Here is a 17998-nt window from a genome sequence, read left to right on the forward strand (position 1 = left end):
TTCTTCTTCTGAAAACTCAAGATTATTAATACATCCCACATTATCTTCAATCTGAGATACCTTGCTTGCACCAACAATGACTGATGCTACAACTTTGTTTCGCAAAATCCACGAAAGTGCAAGCTGTGAAACTGTCTGACCACGCCTTTTTGCAATCTCAGATAACTTTTTAACTTTTTCAATTCTCTCAGGTGTTATATCACTTTCTTTTAAGAATACTCCTGATTTTCTTACTCTTGAGTCTTCAGGGATTCCATCCAAATAACGATCTGTCAGAAGCCCCTGGGCAAGAGGAGAATATATCACAGTTCCCATACCAAGCTCATTTAATGTATCAAAAAGACCATTTTCAACATCTCTTGCAAACATATTGTATCGAACTTGATTTACTATTAGCCTTAGCCCCATTTGTTTTGCAGCTGAATATGCTATTTTAGTTTGTTCGGAATTGTAATTTGATATACCAGCGTACAAAGCTTTTCCGCTGTGCACTGCCTGATACAAAGCTTCCATTGTCTCTTCAATTGGTGTTTCTGGGTCTGGTCTGTGCGAATAGAAAATATCGACATAGTCAAGGTTCATTCGTTTAAGGCTTTGGTCTAAGCTTGCAAGAAGGTACTTTTTTGAGCCCCAATCTCCGTATGGACCATCCCACATCTTGTAGCCTGCTTTGGTTGCAACAATTATTTCATCTCTGTAAGGTTTTAAATCAAGCTTAAATATTCTGCCAAAATTTTCCTCAGCAGCACCTGGTGGTGGTCCGTAGTTGTTTGCAAGGTCAAAGTATGTTATTCCAAGATCAAAAGCTCTTTGAACAATTCTTCGCATGTTGTCAAATGGGTCACTGTCTCCAAAATTGTGCCAAAAGCCAAGTGAGATAGCAGGAAGTTTTAAGCCGCTTTTTCCACAGCGAATGTAGAGCATATTATTGTATCTGTTTGGGTCAGCAGTATACATATGTTTTCAATCTCCTTTTGAATGTTTTAATAATTTGATTTTAGCTTGATGAAATGAATATTGCAATATTATCTACTTTGCTTCCAAATTCTCAATTGCAATGAATATGAAAAAAAACTATAATATAGATAACAACACTTATAAAGCTTTTAAGGATGTATGGGGAATGGATGAGAATATCAGAAGAGATGATAACTTAAAGCGAATAGAAGTAAAGATTGCGGGGATGAACTATGTACTAAAAACTGACGAAGATGAAGAGTACATAATGAAAATTGCAAATTTTATAAACAAAAAGATGTCTGAGGTTGTGGCAAATGAACCGCACCTTAGTACATCGCTTTCTGCTATGCTCACAGCATTTTTGATTACAGATGAGTATTTTAAACATCTTCAAGTTTGCGAAGAAAAGCTATCTGCTCAATCAAATGATACTGAGAAATATCAAAAAGAAATTGAGGAATACAAAGAAAAGCTAAAAGAGGCGGAAGAAAAAATAGCTGAGCAAACAGAACAGATTGAAAAGCTAAATGAAATTATTCTAAGTCTTAATCAAGAGCTTGAGAACACAAAGCTTGAACTTGAGAAGACTAAAAAAGAGCTTGACGATTTTATAAATACGTTTGATGGTGATAGATAAAATGAAGCTGCTTTTTATATTCTTAGACGGTGTTGGAAAAGGGGAGAATAAAGCACACAACCCCTTTTTTTATTATCATCCTAAATCATATGACATATTTTTAGAAAAGGGAATTGTGAGATTTTTAGATGCTACATTGCAAACCCCAGGCCTTCCCCAGAGTGCAACAGGCCAGGTTACAATTTACTCAGGGATAAACGCTGCGAAAGAGGTTGGTTTTCACATAAACGGTCAGATTACACCAAGCCTCAAGAGAATCATCGATAAGAAGAATATATTCAAAACTCTAAAACAAAATGGCTTTAAAGTTGACTTTGCAAATGTTTACAGAGACGAATATTTGCAAAAGCTATTAAATGACAAAGACTTTAAGATGTCTGTCACAAGCTATATGGCCTTGACATCAGAAGTCAGGTTAAAAACCTTAGACCACCTTTTGAAGGGTGAGGGTGTGTACTGCGATATTACAAATGAGATCTTAATACAAAGTGGCTATGATGTTCCGCTTTTTTCACCCAAAAAAGCAGCAGAAAATCTTTTAAATGTTTTGAAAAAGAGCCATTTTGTACTATTTGAGCACTTTAAGACAGACCTCGTAGGTCACTCTTGCGATATGGAAAAGGCAATAGAACTTGTAAAGACATTGGATGAATTTTTGGTCAGCATAATTGAGAACCTTCCTGCTGATGTGTGCATAATTGTTACTTCTGACCATGGTAATATTGAAGATTTATCTGTCAAAACTCACACATACAACTCGGTTCCATTTTTGGCATACGGTAAAGGACAAGGTATTTTTAAAGACATTGCATCAATCGAACAGGTTTATGAGTATATTTTAAGATATTTTGAAATACCAGAAAAAGAGGGATGACATAGGTTGCCATGAAAAAAGTAGAGCTTTTATCACCTGCAGGTGGGTTTGAAGAGCTCATCTCAGCAATTCAGGCTGGTGCAGATGGTGTGTATATTGGTGCAAAAGAGTTTTCAGCAAGGGCGTATGCAAAAAACTTCTCAGAAGATGAACTAATCAGGGCCATAGATTACTGCCATGAAAGAGGGAAAAAGATTTATCTTGCCGTAAATACATTGATCTATGATGAGGAAATAGACAGGGCACTAAAGCTTTTAGAGATTGCCTATAAAGAGGGAATTGACGCTGTTATTGTACAAGATTTAGGCTTGCTTTCTATAATCAAAAAAGAGTTTGCAGACCTTCCTATTCATGCAAGTACCCAGATGACAATTCACAACTTACTCGGTGCAAAAGTGCTATCAAGACTTGGGGTAAAAAGAGTTGTTTTGGCAAGAGAACTGAATATAAATGAGATAAAAAACATCAAAAAAGGTGCTGAAATAGAAGTTGAAGTTTTTGTCCACGGGGCACTTTGTATTTCGTATTCAGGGCAGTGTCTTTTTTCAAGTATACTTTTCAAAAGAAGCGGCAACAGAGGACAGTGCGCCCAGCCGTGTAGGCTTTATTATAAGCTTCTTAATAAAGACAAAAAGATTGTAGATAGAGGTTATCTTTTGTCACCAAGAGACATATGCCTTTTGGACTATATTCCAAATCTTATTGAAGCCGGCGTGGACTCTTTCAAAATAGAAGGAAGGCTAAAGGATAAATATTATGTGTACACAGTAACCTCAATTTATAGAAAGTATATAGATATGTACTATCAGACAGGGAAGATTGAGATAAACCAAGAGGACAGAAACAAACTCTTTCTTGTTTTCAACAGAGGAAATTTTAGCAAAGGGTATTTAGATAATCCTTCTTATGATAATCTTATTTTTAAATCAGCGCCAAACAACACAGGGCTTTTGATTGGCAGCTTTTATTTTAAAGATAACAAACTTTTTATAAAAACATCTTATGACCTAACAAATGGTGATGTAATTGCGTTTAGAAGCGAAAAGTTTGAAGAAGTTTTGTTTGAGATAAACAACAATATTTCAAAGTACCAGGATGGTAAAGGTTGAAGTTGATATTGATTTTGCAAGAAAAAAGGTTTTAAAAAATGCTTCAAATAGTCAAGTTTTCTTGGTCAAAAGTAAGCAACTTGAAGATGAGGTGGACAAAATTTTAAAGAAGGAGAAAAAGTTCAGGAAGGTAGATTTTGAGGTCACAATAAAAAGAGGAGAAAATATAAAAGCTGTTGCAAAGACAGGGTCTTTTGAAGCACATGCAACAGGGCCTGTGCCAGAGGAGGCAAAATCAAAGCCAACAACATACCAAAATGTTTTGGATAGCTTTTCAAAGCTCGGCAACACAGTATTCGATATGGGGGAGCTAAAGGTTTACCTTGATGATAATGTTTTTGTTAAGATTTCAGATTTGAATTTATTGCGAAAGGAACTAATTGAGAAGCTGTCAAGGTCAATAACTTGCTCTTTTAAAAGAAGTGTTCAAAAGCCAGTTGAAATGCTATGTCATTCAAAAAAAGATCAAAATAGCAAAAAGAAAACAGCTCACCAAAAATTCTCGTTTGTCATTGATTCATTTTCGCAGTACCAAAAAGTAAAAGAAATTTTACACTCACGTAATATTGAAAACTTTAACATATACGTGCCATATACCTTGATTTTTAACCATAAATTTTCAGACAATGATATTGTATATTTTGACAGGATTATCCATGACAATGACATTGAAAAGATAAATCTAAAGGCACTGAGAGAGAAAGGATTTAAAAAGGTTTTGATAAGAAACCTTGGACAATATGAGCTTTTAAAAGACCAGTTTGATCTTTGTTTTGACTTTAGCTTTAATGTTACAAATTCGTTTGCAGCCGATTTGGTAAGAAATCTTGGAGCAAAAAGACTTTGTCTTTCGGTTGAACTTTCAAAGCAGCAGATTGAAAGAATATGGGAACACAGTCCAAATGATCTTGAGATTGAAACTGTGGTATTCTGGAAGATTCCACTTATGGTAAACAAGCTCAAGTTTTTTGAAAAAGGTTCATATCTGCAAGATAGGAAAGGAGAACTTTTGGAGCTTGTAAGTACGCAGACTATGAAAAATGAAATTTTAAACCCTGCAGCACTTTATATTGACGACAAAGAGGTACCAGCAGATGTCATAAGATTTGATTTTACAGCTTGTAGTGATAGCGAAATTGCCATGGTTTTTGAAAAATATTTTGATGGCAAAGTTGCAAAACTTAAACTTACAAAGGGGTATTATTAAAAGATGAGGGAGCTTACTAAAAACAAGTTTGTAGTTGCAATGATTTATATTGTCCTGTTTGCAGCGTTTATATTTTCATGTGCATACTTAATAAAAGCATTTGACCTTTTTATAAGGTTTATTTTAAAGGCGTTTATACCTGTGCTAATCGGGCTCTTTATCGCAACAGTATTTGAGCCAGTTCTAAAATACCTCGAAAAAAGAGGGATAAACAGAACAGTTTCTGCCATATTGATACTAGTAATTTTGAATGTATTATTAGCATTTATGCTGGCAGAGGGGATATATATACTTGTAAACGAATGCTTAGGGCTTGTTTCTAACTTGCAAAACATTGACTATGACAAGATTTATGCTACTTTAAATCATTTATTTTCAAGCGTAAAAAGCATTTACACCGATCTTCCACGGCCAATTGTGAGTTTTATTCAGTCAGGTGTAAACGAGATTACGAGTATTCTAAACCAGGTAGCTACAATGAGTCTCAAGGTTATAAATGTCATACCTGCAACTTTAAAGGGAATTACAATTTGGTTTTTCTCTGTGCTGTCAAGCTTTTTCTTTATGCGAGATAGGCACAAAATGCGGGCATGGCTTATTCAGAACTTTTCAGCTCAAGTTTACAAAGAAATGTCAAGCGTCGCTTTTAGGGTAATTGACTCTGTTGTTGATTATGCAAAGTCTCAGATAATCTTAGCAATTTTGATGTTTTTGTCAGGACTTATTGGTCTTTCTATAATAAAAGCACCCTATTTTTTAGTAATAAGCCTTCTTTTGGGACTTTTGAGCATTATTCCAATAATTGGTTCAGGTATAATTCTTTTACCATGGATAATAGGCAGTTTCATCGCTGGCAACACAAGTTTTGGTATAAAACTTTTAATTGTATATCTCATAATCTTGGCTCTTCGAGAGTTTGCATCAATTAAGATTGTTGCATCCCAGGTGGGTATTTCAACATTTACAACTCTTGTTTCTATCTATGCAGGTGTTGAGATTTTTGGTGCTTGGGGGTTTATAATCGGTCCTCTTTTGGTTGTGTTTTTGAAGGCAATCTTTGAAACAGGGGCAATCAAAAAAATAAGGGAGAATCTGTTTTTGCAAAAGAGGAGTGAACAAGCTTAAAATGCCTAAAATTACTGTGTACACTGGTAAGGAAGTACTGCAAATAGATGCAAAAGAAGGTTCATCGCTTTTGGATATTTTAGCTGAAAATTCGTTGTATGTTGAAGCACCTTGCGGTGGTAAAGGAATTTGTGGAAAGTGCAAGGTAGCGGTGAAAAAAGACGGGAAGCCTTATTTAGAAAATATAACCAAAGAGGAAAAGAGGCTTCTGACTTCAGATGAACTTCAAAAAGGAATAAGGCTTTGTTGTAACCTTAAAGTTTTTGAAAGTCTTGAAGTTTTTTTGCCTCATTCAAAGATAGGCGCAAAGATACTTTCTGATCTTTACACGAATGAGTTTGAAGTAAAAAGTGATATAATTATAAAGAAAGTGGTTTTAGAAAAGCCCACATTAGAGGATCAGAGAAGCTATTTTTCAAGACTAAAGTTTTCACTTGAAATAGGAGATTTAAAAATTTCGAATTCTGCCTTGAGAAAGCTTACAAATTACAAAGATAAAGAATTTTTTGCAGTCTTGTACAACGGTGAAGTTATAGAAATAAAACAAACTTCGGATGCATTTGGCTTGGCGGTTGACATTGGAACAACCACAGTGGTGTGCTATCTTGTTGATCTTTTAAAGGGCAAAGTTCTCGATTTTTACTCATTTGTAAATCCACAAAAGAAATTTGGTGCAGATGTAATATCCAGAATCGACTTTGCAAAGGCAAAGGAAGATGGAGTGTTTGTCCTTCAAAAAGAGATTATTAAATGTATTAATGAAGCAATAGAGATTTTGACTGGTAGGCTTTCAATTTCTAAAAATGAGATTTATAAAGCTGTTTTTGTTGGAAATCCTACGATGCTACATTTTCTTTTAGGTATTGACCCACTAACTATTGCAACCTCGCCTTTTGTTCCAGTTTTTGCTGATAAAATAGAAGCAAGAGCGCAAGATTTGGAACTTGAGATAAACAAGAATGCTGTTGTAAAAGTACTTGATAGTGTATCAGCATATGTTGGTGCAGACATAGTTGCTGGTATACTATCAACAAAGATGCACAAGAGCGAGAAGATATGCCTTCTTTTAGACCTTGGAACAAATGGCGAGATGGTTTTGGGAAACAAGCAATTTATGATTGCGGCATCAGCTGCGGCAGGGCCAGCTTTTGAAGGTGTGAATATAGCATGTGGAATGAACGCGTCAAGCGGTGCAATTGATAGTATCAAAATCAAAGATGGAAAGGTTGAATTTACAACAATAGAAAATGGCCAGCCAAAAGGAATTTGTGGGTCTGGGATAGTTTTGGCTGTTGCTTACATGCTCGAAGAAGGTATCATAGATGAGACAGGAAGGTTTTGTGAAGATGCTAAAGAAAGGTACAAGCACAATTTCGAGCAGATAAATGGTCAAATGGCCTTTTTCATAACTGATTCTATTTACATTACACAGAAGGACATACGAGAGATTCAGCTTGCAAAGGCTGCAATCTGTGCAGGGATTAGGGCAATGCTAAAACAATCGGGTATTTCAGAAGATGACATTGAGAATGTATTTCTGGCAGGTGGATTTGGGAATTACATCAATCCATGGGCAGCTGTCAGAATAGGATTGATTCCACAGAGGCTAAAGGATAAAATAAGATCTGCCGGGAACACTGCCGGAAATGGTGCTATCTTGGCACTTTTGAGCAGCAAGTTGGAAGAAGAGTTTGAAGAGATTAAAAATAGGGTAAGATACATTGAGCTATCGAGCTTTCCTGAATTTAATGAGCTATTTGTTGAGTGCATGGTATTTGAGCAAGGTTAAAAGGGGAAAGAAAGAAAAATGGCAGATGAGATTAAAATTAAGGATAGAATAAAGCTTTGGGTGTTTATTTTGATGATTGCAGTATCAATATTTGCTTTGATATATGCAGAAAGGGAGCATACTTTAAGTCCGAGGTATATAAAGCAGTATATATCTCACTTTGGAGTATGGGCGCCTTTGGTGTTTTTGATTTTGTACTCTATAAAGTCGTTTATAATCTTCATCCCGGCAGGAATCTTTATGCTTGCAGCAGGTCTTTCGTTCGGGACATTTTTGGGTGCGCTAATTTTAATTGTAGGGACGCTACTATCATCTACGGTTGGGTTTGTATTTGCAAGGTACTTTGGCAAAGACTATGTCCAAAAAAAGCTCCAAAACACAAAATTCTCAAATTTAGGCGGAAAGATTGCACAAAAAGGATTTTTGATAATACTTCTTTTGCGGCTTGTGCCAATCCTACCTTACGATGTTATAAACTACATATGCGGTCTTTCTAAAATAAGATACAGAGATTTTATTCTTGCAACGCTAATTGGCACAGTTCCTGCATGTTTTCTATATGCCTACCTTGGCGAGAACATTTTAAAGCCTTTTTCTAAAGGATTTTACTTAAGTGTTGTATTGGTTGTTCTTATATCTCTCACACCTGTGCTATTTGCAAAGAATATAAGAGAGTTTTTGCAAGAAGAAAGGGAAGAAGACAAACCAAAAGAAAAAGAATAACAAATATATTCAGGCATAAAATTTAACTATGAAAAGCTGTTTGAGGCGGGTTTTAAAGAGCTTGAGAGTAAAAAGGAAAAAAATAGAGCTTTTTGTAATTCTCTTGTTTATCATAACAGGTACTACTTTAGTATTTTTGAGAATTGAAGAGAATATTGAAACTTTAAGTGTGTTTAATAATAACCAGAGGGAGAAAACGAAACACTTAATAGTAATAGACCCTGGACATGGTGGCTTTGACCCTGGAGCTATGTCTGGCAATATAAAAGAGTCAACTATAAATCTTGAGATAGCAATAAGGTTAAAAGAGTACTTTGAGATGTTTGGGTTTAAACCCATTCTTACGAGATATACTGAGGATGACTTGAGCGAAGATGACAGAAAAGTACATGACTTGATAAAAAGGAAACAAATTATTTTAAAGAATGACCCAGAAATTTTTATCTCAATTCATCTAAATAGCTTTCCGGTTGGCAAGTACTTTGGTGCTCAAGTTTTTTATGAAAACTCTAATGAGGAAGGGAAAAAAGTTGCTTCTTTTGTCCAAAGTGAGCTAAAATACATGCCAAACGGGATGATAAACAAACGCTTACCAAAGTCAATTGACGTGTATATACTCAGAAATTTAAAAATTCCTGCTATACTGGTTGAATGTGGGTTTATGTCAAACAAGATGGAACTTTCTCTTTTACAGACAAAAGAGTATCAAGATTGGCTTTCTTATTCTATATTAAAAGGAGTTTTAAATTACCTCAGTACAAAGGAGATGTAGAGAATGGAAAATGTTAGAAAACTTATAAATGAGGAAATTGAAAATCTCAAGGAAGATATTATTGCTTCAACAGTTGCACTGATCAAGATAAAAAGTGTAGAAAGTACTGCTCAAGATGGCATGCCATTTGGAAAAGGTGTAAATGATGCCTTAGTTTTTTGCAAAGACCTTTGTCAAAAACTTGGGTTTGAGACAAAAAATTTTGATGGATACGCACTCGAGGCAAGGTTTGGAGAACATAGTGAAGATATGTGCGTAATTGGGCATTTGGATGTTGTGCCAGAAGGCGATGGCTGGAGTGTGCCGCCGTATGAAGGTGTGATAAAAGACGGTAAAATCTATGGTCGCGGCGCAATCGATGACAAAGGACCAACAATTGCGGCACTTTATGGCATGTATGTTGTTAAAAAGCTTGCTGAAGAGGGAAAAATCTCACTTGACAGAAGTCTGCGGTTTGTATTTGGCACAAATGAAGAGAGTGGCTCAAAGTGTTTACAGTATTACTTTAAAAAGGCAAAATATCCTACAGTTGGGTTTACACCAGATGCTGATTTCCCAGTAATTCAAGGCGAGAAAGGTTTTTTGGTGTTTGAGCTTTCTAAAAAGGTTGATGGCAATTTCTTTATTGAAGGTGGAGAAAGGCCCAATATGGTGCCTGACAGGTGCCTTTTCAAGGGGGATTTTGACACTCAAAGGGCAAGAGATATTATTTCAAAAAAGGGATTAGAGGAAAAAGCAACGGTCTATGAGGAAAATGGCATAGCTGTAATAAAGACAAAAGGTGTCTCTGCACACGGAAGCCTTCCTTTCAAAGGCGAAAATGCAATATCATATATGTTTGACCTTTTGCAAGATCTTTACCAAAAAGAGGATGAGTTTAAGAGATTTGTTGAGTTTTATAATAAACACATTGGCTATGACGTATTTGGTAAGAATTTGAACATTGGATTTGAGGACCAAAAGTCAGGAAAACTTGTTTTGAACGTTGGCATAGTAAGAAAAGTGGATGATAAAATTGTCCTTACAATTAACATTCGATATCCAGTTGATACAAAATATGAAGATATTGAGAGAGAAATCAAAAATATAATTAAGGAATACGAGATTGATTACAAACTAATTACAGACATGCCACCACTTTACTTTGAAAGGGATCACTTTTTGATTAAGACATTGCTTGATGTGTATAAAGAGTTTACAGGTGACGATAGCGAGCCGCTTGTAATCGGTGGTGGCACGTATGCAAGGTGGGCAAGAAATGTGGTTGCGTTTGGACCTAACATGCCGGGAGATGAAGAGGTTGCACATCAAAAGGATGAGTATATCAATATAGAAAGGCTTTTGATGTGTGCAAAGATTTACGCAAACGCAATCTACAGGTTAGCCAAAAAAGAATAGGCATGTGGGCAAGAGAGAGGCTAATTTAAGTTGCTGTTTTAAAAGCTGCTTTTAGCCTCTCTTTTTTGTATTTTTTTAGAAGAGAAGATTGTAAACACCAAGGGAAATCAGCACGATTCCTGGAATGTAGTTTGCAAACCCAAATTTTTTCAGGTATTTTAGACTGTGTGCTAATACATTACCAACTGATATAGCAATAAACTGTACAATTGGAATCAAGAGTATTTCGTATATATTTGCTAAGTTACTAAGTCCAAGCGAAAATGAGGCTGAAAGACTGTCAAAAGAAAGAGCAAGCGATACAAACAGTGCTTCAACCGGTTCAATAAAACCAGATTGATCTATATCTGATGCTTGAGGTTCTTTAATAATTTTAATAGTAAGTCCGAGTGATTTTAATGAAAAATTAACAAGTGTCTTGGAAACATCTTCTCTATCTCTTTCAAAAAATGTCCTTATAATCAAAAATATTCCAATCATAATCATAAAAGCTGATCCTAAATGGTTTGAAACCTGGATGCTAAGATATTTTCCAAAATGCCTTCCGATTAAAAATGAAAGCATTGACACTAAAAGTGATATGCAAAATATAACAATTTTGGACTTAAACAAAATTTTGATACCTTTTGTGCCAAATGCAATTCCGAAGAAAAGTGCATCAAGGTTAAGAGTAATAGCTGCAGTCAAAATTTGAAAAAAGGTCATTTTTAGATTGCTTCTTTGAGGTTTTATAAAGGTCTTTATTATTATACGAATATTCAGTCTTTTTTGACATTGAAACGAAATTCTACTTTCTTCGTTATAATAGTTATAGTAAAATTTTAGGTGTGTGATAAAACTAAGTGACAAAGAGAGGTTCACTTGTAGAAAATGGATGAGAGAGAATTAGTTGAAAGAGCAAAGAAAGACAAGAGATATTTTGAAAAGTTATATGAGATCTATTTTGACAAGATATACACTTACATATACTACAAAACATTCAATCATCAACTTACAGAAGATTTGACCAGTGAGACCTTTATGAAGGTTTTAAAGTCGTTAGACAAGTTCGAGTATAAAGAAAACCATTCTTTTTCAGCATGGATATTCAAGATTGCTCAAAATGTTGTGAATGATTACTACAGAGCTAAAAAAGAATATGTAGACATAGAGAAAATAGCAAACCACTCAAGTATAAAAACTCCTGAAGATGAGGTTTTTGATAAGATAGAAAAAGACACCTTAAAAAAGGCACTCTCAAAACTTACAAAAGACCAACAAGAGGTGGTAATTTTACGATATGGTGCGAATATGAAACTAAATGAGATAGCAAAGATGAAAAATAAATCAGATGTTGCGATAAGAGCATTGCTTTTCAGGGCCATCCATTCTTTAAAGGAAATGCTTTTAAAAGAGGTGCATGAAAGTGAATGATGAAAAGCTTGATAACTTGTTTGAAGAGGCGTTCAAAGTAGAGTACAGAAAAGAGTTTAAAGAAGAGCTTAAAAGTATGCTTCTTAAAGAGTATGACAAAAGAAAAAAAAGTAGGTTTTATCTCAAGGTTTCAACAGCTGTTGCTGCATGCCTTGTTCTAAGCATTATTCTTTTTCTAAGTTTTAAGCTGAATATGGGAAATTTTAGAGTTCCAAACAGCTCTTTTATGAGAAATGAGATAGAACAAGCACTGAACTTAGACCTGAACGAAGAGTCCAAAATTCAAGAGCAGTACAGTGTATCAGTGAAGCAAAAAGAAGGTACGAAAAGTGAAGCAGTTTTGCAAGAAGACAAAACTTCAAACCAGAATCAAGAGGAGAAAAATCTTTCAGTAAGTTCGCAAGAGGGTAGTAAGAAGATAGTTGAGAAAAAGGCAAGCACCCAAAAGCAACTTTCCCAAAAACAGGAAGAAAAGAGGTCTGCAACTGATAAGATAAACGCAAAATCTAAGCTGAATATGAAGACCAAACAGGTGTCAAAAAGTAAGAGTTTGGAAAATCAGAGTACAAGAGTTAAAGCAAATTCACAGGCAAACAGTAAAATGGCAGAAAATTATAGTAATAGAAATGACAACAAGACATCTAAAAGTAGCACAGCCACAATTCCGACTTTGCCATCGAATGGAGGAACAAGCAACAAAAAGACAGAACAAAAAGTTGTAATAAACAAGAAAAATGGAAATATTAATTCAGTTAAAAGTGTATTTACTTCAGTCTATGTTCTAAAAGAAGAGAATATGAACTTGAAAGAAGATGACATTATTATAGCCGTCAGTGACATTATCGGTGGTGAGGTTTACAAAAGCTTTTTTGCAGAGAATGTACCAAATTCAGTCTACGTAAGCGTTTACCAGGATTATTGCTATTTTGAAGTTCTCGCTAAAGAAGATTTTAAACTTATGGCAGATGTGCAAGAAAGCGTAGAAGAGAAGGTTTATAAAGAAGCTAAGAGTATATTAGATAAACTTGGCCTTGAAGATTATAAAATTTTTGTGACAAGCCAAAACGATGTATACAGAGCAAATATAATATTCTATATCCAAGGCTATGAATTGTATGACTCTCAAGGTTATATTGAGTTTGATAGATTTGGAAAAGTAAAAAAAGGAAAAATCTATCTTAAGAAGTTTTCACCCCTTCAAAAAGTGGAGATTTATGACATACAAACTGCTGTTGTAGAGTATAAGAAAAGATATAATATCGAAGATATAGATATTTCAAGGATAAAAGTTGTCTATAAAAAACAAGGGAATGTTTATGTTCCGGTTTATATGTATATTGATAAAAACAAAATATATTGGTTGGAAAAGTAGAGTTTAAAATGATATAATAAGATATACAAAAATGTTTACGGAGGTTTTAGTTATGAACCTTGATTTGAAAGAGAAGGTTTCTGAAAATGGCATTGTAATTGAGCTTAAAGGAGAGCTTGACATATTTTCATCACCTACTTTGAAGGACAAGCTTTACACATTGATAGACACATCCTCTTCAGATGTTATTGTTGACATGAACGAGGTTAGTTACATTGACTCAACAGGTCTTGGGGTGTTTGTTGGTGCACTCAAAAAATCAAAACAAAGGGGTACTAACATAGTTTTAAAAAACCTGAGACCCAATATGAAAAAGGTATTTACAATAACAGGACTTGATAAGGTATTCAGAATCGAATGAGGAGGATTTTGTAAAGTATGCACGAAATTATGTTAAAAATTCCATCCAAAGCTGAGTATATTATGGTAGTGAGGCTTACTTTGTCTGGTATTGCAGCTCGCTGCGGATTTGATTTTGAAACAATTGAGGATTTGAAAATGGCAATCTCAGAAGTATTCAATCTATTTGACATTGAAAAGATATCGGATTCAATTTCTATCAAATTTGAGGTTGACAGGAGTTTCTTAGGGATTAATATAGATATGCCAACAAATGAGATAAACGAAAATGAACTGGCAGAAGTAATTCTAAAAACACTTATTGATGATGTAGAGTTTGAAAAATTACAAGACAAGTATAGGGTAAGACTTAAAAAATATCGTCAAGGGGTCTGATTTGATGGTTGATGAGAAAAAGACTATAAATCTTGATGTTGCTGAAATAGATAAACTCTTCGAAGAGTATCGAAAGACAAAAGATATAAACCTGAGAAATGAGCTTGTCAACAGGCATTTGTATATAGCTGAAATTGTTGCCAAAAAGTTTATAAACAGGGGAATAGAGTATGATGATTTATATCAGGTTGCATGTATGGCGCTAATAAATGCAGTTGAGAGGTTTGAACCCAACAAAGGTTATAAATTTACAAGTTTTGCAACTCCTACAATTATGGGTGAAATTAAGCGCTATTTCAGAGACAGAGCATCATTAATCAGGCTTCCGAGAAGGATTTATGAGACATCAGCTAAAATAAAACTTGCCACTGAGATACTTTCAGCAAAGCTAAAGCAGCCACCAAAGATAGAAGAGATAGCTCAGTATATAGGCATTACACCTGAAGAAGTCTTAGAAGTAATGGAAGCATCGAACAACTATCTTCCACAGTCACTTGACCAGACAATGTACGAGGATGAAGAGATGACCTTGGGAGATGTTCTTGGAAAGAGTGATGAAAACCTTGTTCAGATAGAGAACACTGAAACAGTAAAAAAAGCAATAGACAAATTAAGTCCTTTGGAAAGAGAATTTGTTCAAAAGCGCTTTTTTGAGGAAAAGACACAAAGAGAGATTGCTGACGAGATGAAGGTATCGCAGATGTACATTTCAAGGCTTGAAAAGAAGGTTTTAAAGAAACTAAAAGACTTAATTGATGAGACAAAGGCACCTATTTGACAACCCAAAATTTTTGTGCTATACTATTCTTGTTTGTAAATTTAAATATGAATGTGTGCCGAAGTGGTGGAACTGGCAGACGCGCCGGACTCAAAATCCGGTGGCCGCTGAGGCCGTGCGGGTTCGACTCCCGCCTTCGGCACCAAAAGTGCTCGCAGATAATCACCTTTTTAAACCTGAAAAGGTTTGAAAAGGGGTTTTTATTTTTGCTTTTTTAAAGTTAATAATAATTGTGCAAAATATTGAGCAAAGCAAGGAAAAAAAGATTATTAAGAAGATATGTTAAGAGTACTAATCAAAAGGGTATAAATTATTTTGAAAAATCATTTGAAGTGGAAAGGAGTGAAAAAATGCCGCAAATTGAATGGCTTGACCAGTACTCTGTAGGAGTTGAGTCAATAGACAATCAGCACAAAGAGCTGTTTGCAAGGATAAATAAGCTCTTAGATGCTTGTTCTCAAGGGGAAGGGAAGAAGGTGTTGCCAGAGGTTTTAGATTTTTTAGGTGATTATGTAGTATTTCATTTCTCCACAGAAGAAAAGTACATGAAAGAGTATTTATACCCCCACTATACTGCTCACAAAAATGAACATGACAACTTTGTTGAAACCTACAAAAAGTTTCGAGAGGAGATAGAGAAAGAAGGAGCAGGAGTTGCGGCAGTTATAAAGACAAACAGACTTGTTGTTGACTGGCTCAAAAATCATATCCTTGGAACAGATAGAAAACTTGGAGCGTTTTTGAAAGAAAAGATGCAAACAAAGTAGATGATAGATTTCGGATATTGCAAAAAGCTGTCCACCGCAAGGGTAGACAGCTTTTTTGTTTATATACTAACAACTTTTTTCTGTTTTGACCTGCCAATTGAAGTATTATCTTCTTTTCTATTTCTCAAGCTTTCAACTGGGTGTGGCGCCAATTCAACTCTGTAATCTTCGCCTTTTAAAGTGTTGTGCTTATCAATCACCACATGGCTTGCAACGGAATTTATATCATGGTTCACTTTATTCTGGAACCAGAAAAACGTATGATTTTCTGGTAGATCATTTACATTTTTTAAATCCTCTTTGTCAGCTGTGATTTCAACCATCTGTGAAAGAACTTTGCGTACATATTCACGCGTGTCATGGAACAGCAAAAGATTTGGGAACTGTCCGCCAGGGATGACCTCGCCCCAAGATTTATTCTCATGTTTTTGCAAAAGTTCTGCAGCTTTGTGAAGATGGGCAATTTCAGCATTAAGGTGCATCTCCCAGATAGATTTTACATTTGAGTCAACCTCAGATTCATAGAATGAGTAATACAGATAGCATTCTGTGTATTCATGCAAAAGAAGACTTTCGAACCATGTGAGTCTCGGGTCAATCAGTGAACCGTATTGTGTTACATGTTCTTCTTCTACCAAAGCTATTTCTAAGTAGAGTTGCCTTCCAAGATGGTTGTAATAAGTGTTACCAATGTTGTTGTAAAAATTCATTGTCTGCTGCTCACCGGCTGTTATAATGAAGATGTTTAGCTTTGTTCTAATATCTGCTTTTTTGAAATCAACATATCTGCTGACAGTGTCATAAGGGTGTCGGTGATGGGCAATTGTCGGCCGACCTGGGATGATTTCGACATAGTTTTTTACCAAATTGTTTGCTTGGATGTTTGAATCCATGTCAAGAAGATTTGCATAACGGTAAAGATGGTCAAAATCCTCAAGCAGAATAAAATCAAGTGTTTGTTTTACATAAGGGTCAGGCTCATTTTGAGCAAGCCAGGCGGTAAGGTCTACAGCAACGTGTTCGTATCCAATTGTAGTTTCAAGGGGTGTCTCATCAATTGGCTTTAACCAGTTGATTTGCTTTTGTTGCATCTGCTCAATTCTTCTCATCATTGCTAAGTCTTGCCTTGTTTGATTGTCAGTGCAGTGACGATGGAACTGGTGAGAAAACATCGAGGCTTCAGCTTCAATCCCGTTCATGAGGATTATTCTTGTCTTTGTGTAAGGGTCAACTTCATTTTTGCAGTACGACTTGGGATATATTGTTTTCCAGTCCATGAGAAAATTTTCAATCGGCTTTGGCTTTTCTTCAAACGGATTGAACAATTTTTTAAGACCTCCTTTTGATTGAATGTAGGATGAACAGTAACTTTTGGATTTTCAATATATATTTTCTCAAAGACTTTATGAAATTATTATTTTCTTGCTATTAAAAAATGGTGTAAAATATTAAAGCGTAAAAACAAAGAAGTAGCAGGGGGAAAAGATGTGATAAAAAAATCACAAGAGTATATTGTCAAGATTGACACACTAAATCACCAGGCACAGGGCATTGCAAGAATTGATGGATTTGTAGTGTTTGTTGACAATGTTCTTATTGATGAGGTTGTAAAGATTAAAATCGAAGAGGTCAAAAAAGAGTATGCCAAAGCAAACTTAGTTGAAATTTTGGAAAAAAGCCCATATAGAAAAGAGCCAGAATGTCCTTATTACTACTTATGTGGTGGTTGTCATTTAATGCATGCAAAATATCAGCATCAGCTAAAATTGAAAAAACTTCTTGTTGAAGATGCTTTTAGGCGAATAGGGAAACTCAGCCCCAGAATAAATGATGTTATTGGAATGGAAAACCCATTTAGATACAGAAACAAGACTGCACTACCGGTTGGAGGGGATTATAAAAAACCCCAGATAGGATTTTATAGAAAGATGACACATGATATTGTTGATATAGATTACTGTCTTATTCAGCATGAATTTTGCGATGATGTGATAAAAGGTATGAAAGATCTAATACAAAAACACAAGATAGAGGTTTATGACGAAAAAAAGCATAAAGGTGTTTTGAGGCACATTGTTGTTAGAAATTCATTTGCATTTGATGAGATGATGATCATTCTTGTTTGTACAAGAGTACCAGAGAATTTAGAGACCATAAAAAAAGACATTTTAAACAATTTTTCAAAAATTAAATCACTTTATTTAAACTTGAATCCTAAAAGGACAAATGTAATACTGGGTGATGAAGATATATTGATTTGGGGTAGTAGCACAATAAAAGACAGGATAGGGAATTTAACATTTGAAATTTCTCCAAAATCATTTTTTCAGGTAAATTCT

19 protein-coding genes and 1 tRNA gene are annotated in these 17998 nt (G+C 35.0%); 17 read left to right on the forward strand and 3 right to left on the reverse strand.

The annotated features are described in order from the left end of the window. On the reverse strand, positions 1 to 957 hold a 957-nt coding region (locus H964_RS03510), incomplete at its 3' end, for an aldo/keto reductase (protein WP_039764664.1). 166 nt (positions 958 to 1123) lie between these two features. On the opposite strand from H964_RS03510, the gene H964_RS03515 reads away from it, so the two are divergent. The 9 genes from H964_RS03515 (at position 1124) to pepV (ending at position 10594) form a co-directional block, all read left to right on the forward strand. Continuing rightward, positions 1124 to 1597 (forward strand): cell division protein ZapA, encoded by a 474-nt coding sequence (locus tag H964_RS03515; protein WP_039764666.1) that lies wholly within the window; start codon positions 1124 to 1126, stop codon positions 1595 to 1597. Then, on the forward strand, positions 1584 to 2471 hold the full coding sequence (locus H964_RS03520) for an alkaline phosphatase family protein (RefSeq protein WP_039764669.1): 888 nt from the start codon (positions 1584 to 1586) through the stop codon (positions 2469 to 2471). Before H964_RS03515 ends, H964_RS03520 begins: the two co-directional genes overlap by 14 nt. An 11-nt stretch (positions 2472 to 2482) precedes the next feature. Next, positions 2483 to 3580 carry a peptidase U32 family protein gene (locus H964_RS12800; protein WP_237738181.1) on the forward strand — a complete coding sequence of 366 codons (1098 nt, stop codon included), beginning with the start codon at positions 2483 to 2485 and terminating at the stop codon, positions 3578 to 3580. Further along, positions 3567 to 4787: a DUF3656 domain-containing protein gene (locus H964_RS12805; protein ID WP_039764671.1), complete on the forward strand. Its 1221-nt coding sequence runs from the start codon at positions 3567 to 3569 to the stop codon at positions 4785 to 4787. Before H964_RS12800 ends, H964_RS12805 begins: the two co-directional genes overlap by 14 nt. Positions 4788 to 4790: 3 nt before the next feature. Then, positions 4791 to 5912, forward strand: coding sequence for a sporulation integral membrane protein YtvI (gene ytvI, locus H964_RS03535; protein ID WP_039764673.1), 1122 nt, complete (start codon positions 4791 to 4793; stop codon positions 5910 to 5912). 1 nt (position 5913) lies between these two features. Continuing rightward, a complete protein-coding gene (locus tag H964_RS03540; RefSeq protein ID WP_039764674.1) occupies positions 5914 to 7701 on the forward strand; it encodes an ASKHA domain-containing protein in 1788 nt (595 codons plus the stop codon). A gap of 18 nt (positions 7702 to 7719) precedes the next feature. After that, positions 7720 to 8424 (forward strand): TVP38/TMEM64 family protein, encoded by a 705-nt coding sequence (locus H964_RS03545; RefSeq protein WP_039764675.1) that lies wholly within the window; start codon positions 7720 to 7722, stop codon positions 8422 to 8424. Between the two features lie 61 nt (positions 8425 to 8485). Continuing rightward, positions 8486 to 9196, forward strand: a complete 711-nt coding sequence (locus H964_RS03550) for an N-acetylmuramoyl-L-alanine amidase (protein WP_039764676.1) — start codon at positions 8486 to 8488, stop codon at positions 9194 to 9196. A 3-nt stretch (positions 9197 to 9199) separates the two neighbouring features. After that, positions 9200 to 10594: a dipeptidase PepV gene (gene pepV / locus H964_RS03555; protein ID WP_039764678.1), complete on the forward strand. Its 1395-nt coding sequence runs from the start codon at positions 9200 to 9202 to the stop codon at positions 10592 to 10594. 75 nt (positions 10595 to 10669) lie between these two features. Here the strand turns inward: pepV and H964_RS03560 are convergent, their stop codons facing one another. Next, positions 10670 to 11455 (reverse strand): manganese efflux pump, encoded by a 786-nt coding sequence (locus H964_RS03560; RefSeq protein ID WP_272943675.1) that lies wholly within the window; start codon positions 11453 to 11455, stop codon positions 10670 to 10672. 9 nt (positions 11456 to 11464) lie between these two features. On the opposite strand from H964_RS03560, the gene H964_RS03565 reads away from it, so the two are divergent. The 7 genes from H964_RS03565 (at position 11465) to H964_RS03595 (ending at position 15659) form a co-directional block, all read left to right on the forward strand. Then, a complete protein-coding gene (locus H964_RS03565) occupies positions 11465 to 12007 on the forward strand; it encodes a sigma-70 family RNA polymerase sigma factor (protein WP_011916047.1) in 543 nt (180 codons plus the stop codon). Next, positions 12000 to 13379 carry a hypothetical protein gene (locus tag H964_RS03570; RefSeq protein WP_039764682.1) on the forward strand — a complete coding sequence of 460 codons (1380 nt, stop codon included), beginning with the start codon at positions 12000 to 12002 and terminating at the stop codon, positions 13377 to 13379. The genes H964_RS03565 and H964_RS03570 overlap by 8 nt, the downstream gene beginning before the upstream one ends. A 52-nt stretch (positions 13380 to 13431) precedes the next feature. Continuing rightward, positions 13432 to 13740: an STAS domain-containing protein gene (locus H964_RS03575; protein WP_039764685.1), complete on the forward strand. Its 309-nt coding sequence runs from the start codon at positions 13432 to 13434 to the stop codon at positions 13738 to 13740. A 17-nt stretch (positions 13741 to 13757) separates the two neighbouring features. Then, entirely contained in the window at positions 13758 to 14114 is a 357-nt protein-coding gene (locus H964_RS03580; protein ID WP_011916050.1) for an anti-sigma regulatory factor, read from the forward strand. 4 nt (positions 14115 to 14118) lie between these two features. Beyond that, positions 14119 to 14892, forward strand: coding sequence for a SigB/SigF/SigG family RNA polymerase sigma factor (locus H964_RS03585; protein WP_011916051.1), 774 nt, complete (start codon positions 14119 to 14121; stop codon positions 14890 to 14892). Positions 14893 to 14949: 57 nt separating this feature from the next. Beyond that, positions 14950 to 15037, forward strand: a tRNA-Leu gene (locus tag H964_RS03590). Positions 15038 to 15242: 205 nt separating this feature from the next. Beyond that, a complete protein-coding gene (locus H964_RS03595) occupies positions 15243 to 15659 on the forward strand; it encodes a bacteriohemerythrin (protein WP_039764694.1) in 417 nt (138 codons plus the stop codon). A 59-nt stretch (positions 15660 to 15718) separates the two neighbouring features. Here the strand turns inward: H964_RS03595 and H964_RS03600 are convergent, their stop codons facing one another. After that, positions 15719 to 16984 (reverse strand): hypothetical protein, encoded by a 1266-nt coding sequence (locus H964_RS03600; RefSeq protein ID WP_039764688.1) that lies wholly within the window; start codon positions 16982 to 16984, stop codon positions 15719 to 15721. Between the two features lie 162 nt (positions 16985 to 17146). Here H964_RS03600 and rlmD point away from each other — a divergent pair. Next, a partial coding sequence (gene rlmD / locus H964_RS03605; protein ID WP_039764690.1) for a 23S rRNA (uracil(1939)-C(5))-methyltransferase RlmD occupies positions 17147 to 17998 on the forward strand: 852 nt, incomplete at its 3' end.

Origin of the sequence: Caldicellulosiruptor sp. F32 (assembly GCF_000404025.1) — a bacterium.
Lineage (GTDB): Bacteria > Bacillota > Thermoanaerobacteria > Caldicellulosiruptorales > Caldicellulosiruptoraceae > Caldicellulosiruptor > Caldicellulosiruptor saccharolyticus.

What these genes read in the sequence shown, in the direction of transcription:
- pepV (WP_039764678.1), top strand. Translation starts at nt 9,200, where the DNA reads ATGGAAAATGTTAGAAAACTTATAAATGAGGAAATTGAAAATCTCAAG.
- H964_RS12805 (WP_039764671.1), top strand. Translation starts at nt 3,567, where the DNA reads ATGGTAAAGGTTGAAGTTGATATTGATTTTGCAAGAAAAAAGGTTTTA.
- H964_RS03520 (WP_039764669.1), top strand. Translation starts at nt 1,584, where the DNA reads ATGGTGATAGATAAAATGAAGCTGCTTTTTATATTCTTAGACGGTGTT.
- H964_RS03575 (WP_039764685.1), top strand. Translation starts at nt 13,432, where the DNA reads ATGAACCTTGATTTGAAAGAGAAGGTTTCTGAAAATGGCATTGTAATT.
- H964_RS03595 (WP_039764694.1), top strand. Translation starts at nt 15,243, where the DNA reads ATGCCGCAAATTGAATGGCTTGACCAGTACTCTGTAGGAGTTGAGTCA.
- H964_RS03580 (WP_011916050.1), top strand. Translation starts at nt 13,758, where the DNA reads ATGCACGAAATTATGTTAAAAATTCCATCCAAAGCTGAGTATATTATG.
- H964_RS03565 (WP_011916047.1), top strand. Translation starts at nt 11,465, where the DNA reads ATGGATGAGAGAGAATTAGTTGAAAGAGCAAAGAAAGACAAGAGATAT.
- H964_RS03540 (WP_039764674.1), top strand. Translation starts at nt 5,914, where the DNA reads ATGCCTAAAATTACTGTGTACACTGGTAAGGAAGTACTGCAAATAGAT.
- H964_RS12800 (WP_237738181.1), top strand. Translation starts at nt 2,483, where the DNA reads ATGAAAAAAGTAGAGCTTTTATCACCTGCAGGTGGGTTTGAAGAGCTC.
- ytvI (WP_039764673.1), top strand. Translation starts at nt 4,791, where the DNA reads ATGAGGGAGCTTACTAAAAACAAGTTTGTAGTTGCAATGATTTATATT.
- H964_RS03585 (WP_011916051.1), top strand. Translation starts at nt 14,119, where the DNA reads ATGGTTGATGAGAAAAAGACTATAAATCTTGATGTTGCTGAAATAGAT.
- H964_RS03515 (WP_039764666.1), top strand. Translation starts at nt 1,124, where the DNA reads ATGGATGAGAATATCAGAAGAGATGATAACTTAAAGCGAATAGAAGTA.
- H964_RS03545 (WP_039764675.1), top strand. Translation starts at nt 7,720, where the DNA reads ATGGCAGATGAGATTAAAATTAAGGATAGAATAAAGCTTTGGGTGTTT.